Source organism: Streptomyces sp. F001 (genome assembly GCF_004187715.1).
GTDB classification, from domain to species: domain Bacteria; phylum Actinomycetota; class Actinomycetes; order Streptomycetales; family Streptomycetaceae; genus Streptomyces; species Streptomyces flavusporus.
This window is the reverse complement of the sequence record NZ_QZWF01000037.1, coordinates 1-6,134: the sequence shown is the minus strand read 5'-3', so window position 1 is coordinate 6,134 and position 6,134 is coordinate 1. Positions and strand designations below refer to the sequence as shown.

Here is a 6,134-nt window from a genome sequence, read left to right as displayed (position 1 = left end):
CGAACCGCCCCGCTTGGCGGAAACACTGTTGCGGATGACCGAAGCGGCGGCCTGGTGCTCCGCCGACCCGCTGTGCGCGGAGCACGCCGGGCAGGGCTTCGGCAACCTCAACCGGGCCGCCTGTCACGCCTGCGCCCTGTTGCCCGAGACCAGTTGCGAGTCCGGCAACACGCTGCTCGACCGCGCCCTCGTCGTGGGCGGTGAACAGGTGCCCGGCTACTTCGAGCCGATCGTCACAGCCGCCCGCGCAGCGGCTGCCGCAGCCCTGGAGCAGATCACCTCATGACGCTCACCTATCTGGATCTCATGCCGGAGCAACGGTCCGCCCTCGACAACCTGCCGTTCGACGGCAACCATCTGATCAGCGGTCCGCCCGGCAGTGGCAAGAGCCTTCTGGCAGCCCAGCGCGCCGTGATGCTGGCGCTGACCGGCACCCCGGTCGTCCTGCTCACACGCTCCCATCTGCTCCACCAGTCCTTGGCGTCCACCGTCCACGCGCTGGGACCCAGAGACCGCAGTGTTCGTGTGGCCACAGCGCACTCATGGCTGGACAACTGGTACGGTCCCAAACCTCCACGTGCCGAGGACGGCTGGTACGACTGGCCGGCCTTCTACGAGCGAGCGGCCGAAGCCGAACGGGACCCCGGTCTGACCCTGATCATTGACGAAGGACAGGACCTGCCGCCCGAGTTCTACCGGCTGTGCAGGCTCCTCGGGGGCCGCATCACCGTGTTCGCCGATGAGTGCCAGCGGCTGACCGACACGAACTCCACTCTTGAGGACATCGCCCAGCGCCTCGGCAACTGCACCCGCGTCGAACTCGACGGCAATCACCGGAACACCCGCCAGATCGCCGCGTTCGCCGCGCACTTCCACACGGGCGCCGGCATGCCCGCCGTCCCCGACCGGGAGGGGCCGCCACCGCGCGTGCACAGGCTGCCCGAACGCGGCGCAGCAGACTTGCTGATCACGCTGGCACAGCAACATCCCGGCCACACTCGGTGATCGTCAACTCCCGGCACACGCAGTTTTCCCTGCTCGGCAGCCTGGAGAACAGAGCACCATGGCTGAAGCCCCAGCTGTACACATCCCAGGCAGTGAAGGGCCGCTACCGCACCCTGGACCTCGCCCGCCCGGGTATCGTCCTCGTCCACCGCGCCAGCGCAAAGGGACTGGGTTTCGACACGGTCGTCATCCCGACACGCACACCGACGAGGTGCCGATCCCACCTCGGCGGCCCTGCGGATGACCTACTACGTGCTGGCCACCCGTGCCAGGCGCGAGCTTCACCTCGCCTACGAGGGGGAGAACGAGCCACCGCTGCTCGCCGAGGTGAGCCCGGGCGAACTGTTGCGCGGCTGACCGAGCCGTGTCCCGCCCAGCGTGCCGGTGTGGTCATCACTCTCCCTGCCCGGCCTTCTCCAACCTCGTGACCGCATCGTCGAGATGGCGAACGACCAGCAACGATGTCCTGTCTCGACGAGTCATCCTCCGGCCGGAGCCGGGGCAGGGGGCCCGCGGGCTCACCCCGGATCCACCGGCTTGATTTCGGTGTGATCATTCCGGGGGTGTTCGAGTGGTCTGGCGGCTGATCTGCGGTTTCGGGCAGGGAGTATCCGCTGGTCTGCCCAGCTCTTCCACATGTCCACAGTTCTCGGGCCCGTTCGGGCGGGTTGGGCAGGGCGTGTCAGGCGGTCGGTGGTGGCGCGTGCGCTGCGCGGAACAACTGGCTGAAGTCCTCGCTCCAAGGCCAGCGTTCGGGCAGGTGGAGGGTGAGTCGGCGGGCGGAGCGGGCGAGGCGGGCGGGCACGTTGATGAGGTGGTCGCGGATCGTTGCGGTGGTCGCTCTGGCGTGGAACGCAGAGGCCAGTGCGTCGGCGGCGCGGGTGAGGTTGTGGGCCAGGGCGGCGAGGGTGAGCCAGGCGGCATTCGCCTGGAAGTATCCGGACGGCGCATGCGCGAAGGCGCTGTTCTTGATGTCCGCGATCACTTGTTCCACCACAGCGTGCCGCCGGTGATCACGCTCGGCGTCCCTCAGGGAGAGCGGAGAGTCGGTGAACGCGGCGTGGTAGCGCCAGGTGTCGAAGAGCGTGCCCTGCCCGGCGGCCTGGGCACCAGTGCCCAGGCGTTTGACGCGACGCACCATCAGACGGGCGGTGACCTGCTGTTTCTTCGGTTTGGAGGTGAAGGCGGTGTAGGTGGTCTCGGCTATCTCGGCGTCCGAGATCCAGCACTGGCCCTCCTCGTCCCAGACGGCTTGGGGGTACTTGATCGAAGTCCAGGCGTCGTCGTCGATACCTGCGATCGCGGCCTTGACGGAGGCGTTCATCCGCACCGTGATGGAGAAGCGGGCGTTCAGGGACCGGCAGGCGCCCACGACGTCGGCGCCGTAGAACGCTGAGTCGGCCCGCACCACCAGCAGGCCGCTTGCGCCGCAGGCGCGGGCGGTGCGGATGGTCTCGGCGACGAACGCGGCCGCCCCGCGTGCGGAGTTCGAGGGTCCTTTGCGCAGCCTGGTGGCGGCGATCACCGGGGCGGCCAGCGGTGTGGAGACGACGCCGAGCAGCGCGTTCACCCCATTGACCTTGCTGTATCCGTATCCGGTGCCCTGCTTGGCGTAGCCGTGGGTGCGGCGGATGGTGTCGTCGATGTCCACGTGGGCGACCTGGTCCGCGCCGGGCAGCAGCGGGGTGTGCGCCGCGAGACGGGGCAGCAACCGGCGGGCTACGGCGTGCAGTTGCTTCACGTGGCCGTGGGTGAAGGAGCGCAGGAACGAGCCGAGCGTGGACGGGGCCCGCACTCCGGTGAACAGGCGGGGCATCGCGCCGTGCCGCAGCCGGTCCATGTCCTCGATGCTATCCGCACCCGCGACCATGCCGCCCACCAGCGACATCAGCTTCGCCGCCGGGAAGGCGCCGATGCCGTCCTTCGAGCACGGCAGGTGGATGTGCTCGTCGGCCAGCGCGGGCAGACCGCACCGCTCGGCCAGCCGCACCACCGGCCCCAGCCCGCCGTACGCGATCAGATTCGGGTCATCGAACGCGGACGAGACCGCCGCCGCGGCATGGGAGGATTGCATCTCAGAAGTGCCTTGCCGATCGTGCGTGCTGGAAGCCTAGAGAACTCCCATCATCGCAGGTCGCAAGGCACTTCCTCGTTTCTCGGAAGGCCATCCACAGGCATCAAGCCGGTGGATCCGGGTTCAGACGTTCGTTCATGGCGTCAATGAAGAACGGCTGTACGCTCTGCTTCTGCTGTCCCTCATGGGTCTACGTCCGGCCGAAGTCTGCGGCCTCCGGTGGGAAGACGTCGACCTGGACAACGCCACGATCATCATCGCCAACACGCGCACGATGATGGGCAACCGGTACGTGGTAGAGAAGGACACCAAGTCCCTGGCCGGTGAGCGGGAACTCCCGGTGCCCGCTCCGGTGCTGGCTGCCCTCAAGTTGTTCAAGGCCCTGCAGGCCAAGGAGAAGCTGGCTCTGGGCGAGGCTTACAGAGACTCCGGCTATGTCTTGGTGCACGAGACCGGAGAAGCCTTCACGATCAAGCAGCTCCGTCGACGCGCGTACCGGCTCATGGCAATCCTCGGTCTCCGTCGAGTCCGTCTCTACGACGCTCGTTCGTCTTGCCTCACCTACCTGGCCAACAGCGGCGTGCCAGACCACATCCTTGCGCGGTGGGCCGGACATACGAACGTGAAGACGACCAAGAAGTGGTACGTGAAGCCGGACGTCGAGGATCTTCGCGGAGCCGCCACAATGTGGGGTGGCTTGCACGGGGGTGCGACGGAGGGGCAAGCGTGAGCCGGGCGGTCTTCCAGCCGAGCGACTTGCCAAGCCGTATGGCCCGCAAGATCGAGGTGGACTCGGAGTTCGGCTGCCGGCTGTGGACCGGTAGCTGTAATCGGGAGGGCCCGTCCGGCTACGGCACCGTTGCCTACCAGGGGAAGACGGATTCGTTCACCGTGTGGTGTTCAAGCTGCTGGTTGGGGAGATTCTGGAAGGTTTTCAGGTGAGTCACGCCGAGCCACGGGGATTCCACCACGCTCGATGCTGCAACCCGCATCACCCTGGAGCCGTGACGCGTGAGGAAGCTCTTCGACGTCGGGACTGGGGAGGGCGGTTGCGTCCTGAGAAGTGGTGTACCGGTTCCCACCTGATCCGGGCGTTTGCCCCGGCGTCGGAGTGAGTGCCCGGATACAAGAACGGCCACCGGCTGATCTTCGAGATGTCGAAGGCTCGAAGGAGATCAGCACGATGACCGCACCCGACAGTCTGCCCCTGCACGCCCTCGCCGAAGACAACCTCGCCGCGGCGAGTCCCGATCTGCTGCGCGCGATGGTCAAGACGTTCGCCGACGCACTCATGTCCGCCGAGGCAGACGCCCTCTGCAACGCCGAATACGGGCAGGTCAGCGACGAGAGAGTCAACCACCGCAACGGCTACCGCCCCCGCGAGTGGGACACCCGGGCGGGCACCGTCGAACTCGCCATCCCCAAGCTCCGCAGCGGCAGTTACTTCCCGCACTGGCTCCTCGAACGCCGCCGACGGGCCGAACAGGCCCTCATCAGCGTGGTCGCCACCGCCTACCTGCTGGGTGTCTCCACCCGCCGCGTCGAGAAACTTGCCGAGTCCCTCGGCGTCACCCAGCTGTCGAAGTCCCAGGTCTCGGCGATGGCCCGGCACCTTGACGAACAGGTCGCGGCGTTCCGCAACCGGCCCCTGGACGCCGGGCCGTATGCGTTCGTCTGGGTGGACGCGCTGACCCAAAAGGTCCGCGAGGGCGGACGCATCATCAACGTCCACGCCTTGATCGCGGTCGGCGTCAACGCCGACGGCCACCGCGAGATCCTCGGCCTGGACGTCGCCTCCAGCGAGGACGGCGCCGGCTGGCTGACCTTCCTGCGCTCGCTGATCGCCCGCGGCCTGTCCGGTGTCCAGCTGGTCGTCTCCGACGCCCACGCCGGCCTGGTGGACGCGATCGGCGCGGTCCTGCCCGGCGCCTCCTGGCAGCGATGCCGCACCCACTACGCAAGGAACCTGCTCTCCCAGGTCCCCAAATCGGCCCAGCCATGGGTGGCCACGCTGCTGCGGACGGTCTTCGAACAGCCCGACACCGACGCCGTCCAGGCCCAGATGCGGCATGTGCTGGACGCCTTGGAGGCGAAGTTCCCCAAGGCCGCCGAGCACCTCGATGGGGCCTTGTCCCCGAGAGTGGACACCTGTTCGTGTCGTTATGCAGCAAGTGTCAAGGTAGCTGACTGCTGTTCGTAGGCGATCGGCGCCTGGTGTCCGTTCGCCGAGTGCCGTCGGCGGGTGTTGTAGCGGGTGGTCCAGCGGAAGACCGCCAGGCGGCAGGCGCGGGCCCCGTCGAAGCGGCGGGCGCCACGGAGCGTCTCACGTTTGAGGGCCGCGTTGAACGACTCGGCGAGGGCGTTGTCCGCACTCGTGCCGACCGCGCCCATGGACTGCCTGACACCCAACTCGGCGCATACATCGGCGAATTCGCGAGAGGTGTACTGCGCTCCGTGATCGCTGTGGAATACGGCTCCGGCCAGGCTGCCTCGGGTCGCGGCGGCAGCCCTGAGCGCGTTGCTGACCAGCGAGGTGCGCATGTGGCTGGCGATCGACCAGCCCACCAGACGGCGCGAGAAGCAGTCGATCACCGTCGCCAGATACAGGAACTCGCCGTCGCCCACCGGCAGATAGGTGATGTCCCCGACGTATTTGGTGTTCGGCCCGCTCGCGGTGAAGTCGCGCCGGAACAGGTCCGGCACCGGTGTGGCGGACGGTTCGGGCACCGTGGTGACCTGGCGCTTGCGCAGTCGCAGCCCGGTAATGCCGTGCTTGCGCATGACCCGCCCGACACGCTTGTGGTTCACGCGCTCGCCCTGGTCGCGCAGCTCGGCGGTGATCCGCGGGCGGCCGTAGGTGCCGTCCCACTCGGCGTGCACGGCCCTGATCCGCTCGGCGAGCCGGGCATCGGCCCGCTCGCGCGCGGCACGGGCATCACGGCCGGCCCGCCATTTGTAGAAGCTGGAGCGGGCGACCTCCAGCACAGCACACAACCGCTTCACGCCGAAGGCGCGGTGGTGGTCCTCGATGAAGCGGAAGCGGTTCAGGAGCCGT

General features: G+C 67.9%; 4 protein-coding genes and 2 pseudogenes. 4 read left to right on the top strand and 2 right to left on the bottom strand.

Features of this window, described 5'->3' with window-relative positions; genetic code table 11:
• Both StrepF001_RS40160 and StrepF001_RS40155 read left to right on the top strand, forming a co-directional pair.
• Nucleotides 1–286, top strand: a pseudogene (locus tag StrepF001_RS40160) (hypothetical protein); the annotation flags it as partial.
• Nucleotides 283–1,005 carry an AAA family ATPase gene (locus StrepF001_RS40155; protein ID WP_240797922.1) on the top strand — a complete coding sequence of 241 codons (723 nt, stop codon included), beginning with the start codon at nucleotides 283–285 and terminating at the stop codon, nucleotides 1,003–1,005. The pseudogene StrepF001_RS40160 and the gene StrepF001_RS40155, both read left to right, overlap by 4 nt.
• A 682-nt stretch (nucleotides 1,006–1,687) precedes the next feature.
• Here StrepF001_RS40155 and StrepF001_RS40150 read toward each other — a convergent pair.
• Nucleotides 1,688–3,079 (bottom strand): IS1380 family transposase, encoded by a 1,392-nt coding sequence (locus tag StrepF001_RS40150; RefSeq protein WP_129803021.1) that lies wholly within the window; start codon nucleotides 3,077–3,079, stop codon nucleotides 1,688–1,690.
• Nucleotides 3,080–3,128: 49 nt separating this feature from the next.
• Between StrepF001_RS40150 and StrepF001_RS40145 the strand changes: the two genes are divergently transcribed.
• Together StrepF001_RS40145 and StrepF001_RS40140 are read left to right on the top strand one after the other, a co-directional pair.
• Nucleotides 3,129–3,809 (top strand): site-specific integrase, encoded by a 681-nt coding sequence (locus StrepF001_RS40145; RefSeq protein ID WP_346657005.1) that lies wholly within the window; start codon nucleotides 3,129–3,131, stop codon nucleotides 3,807–3,809.
• Nucleotides 3,810–4,262: 453 nt separating this feature from the next.
• Nucleotides 4,263–5,207, top strand: a pseudogene (locus StrepF001_RS40140) (IS256 family transposase); the annotation flags it as partial.
• 32 nt (nucleotides 5,208–5,239) lie between these two features.
• On the opposite strand, the gene StrepF001_RS40135 reads toward StrepF001_RS40140, so the two are convergent.
• Nucleotides 5,240–6,134 (bottom strand): IS3 family transposase (locus tag StrepF001_RS40135; protein ID WP_129803020.1); only part of this gene is annotated, 895 nt, incomplete at its 5' end.

Bases quoted from the DNA above. Each gene is read 5' to 3' on its own strand.
- StrepF001_RS40155 (WP_240797922.1), top strand. From the start codon at position 283: ATGACGCTCACCTATCTGGATCTCATGCCGGAGCAACGGTCCGCCCTC.
- StrepF001_RS40150 (WP_129803021.1), bottom strand. From the start codon at position 3,079: ATGCAATCCTCCCATGCCGCGGCGGCGGTCTCGTCCGCGTTCGATGAC.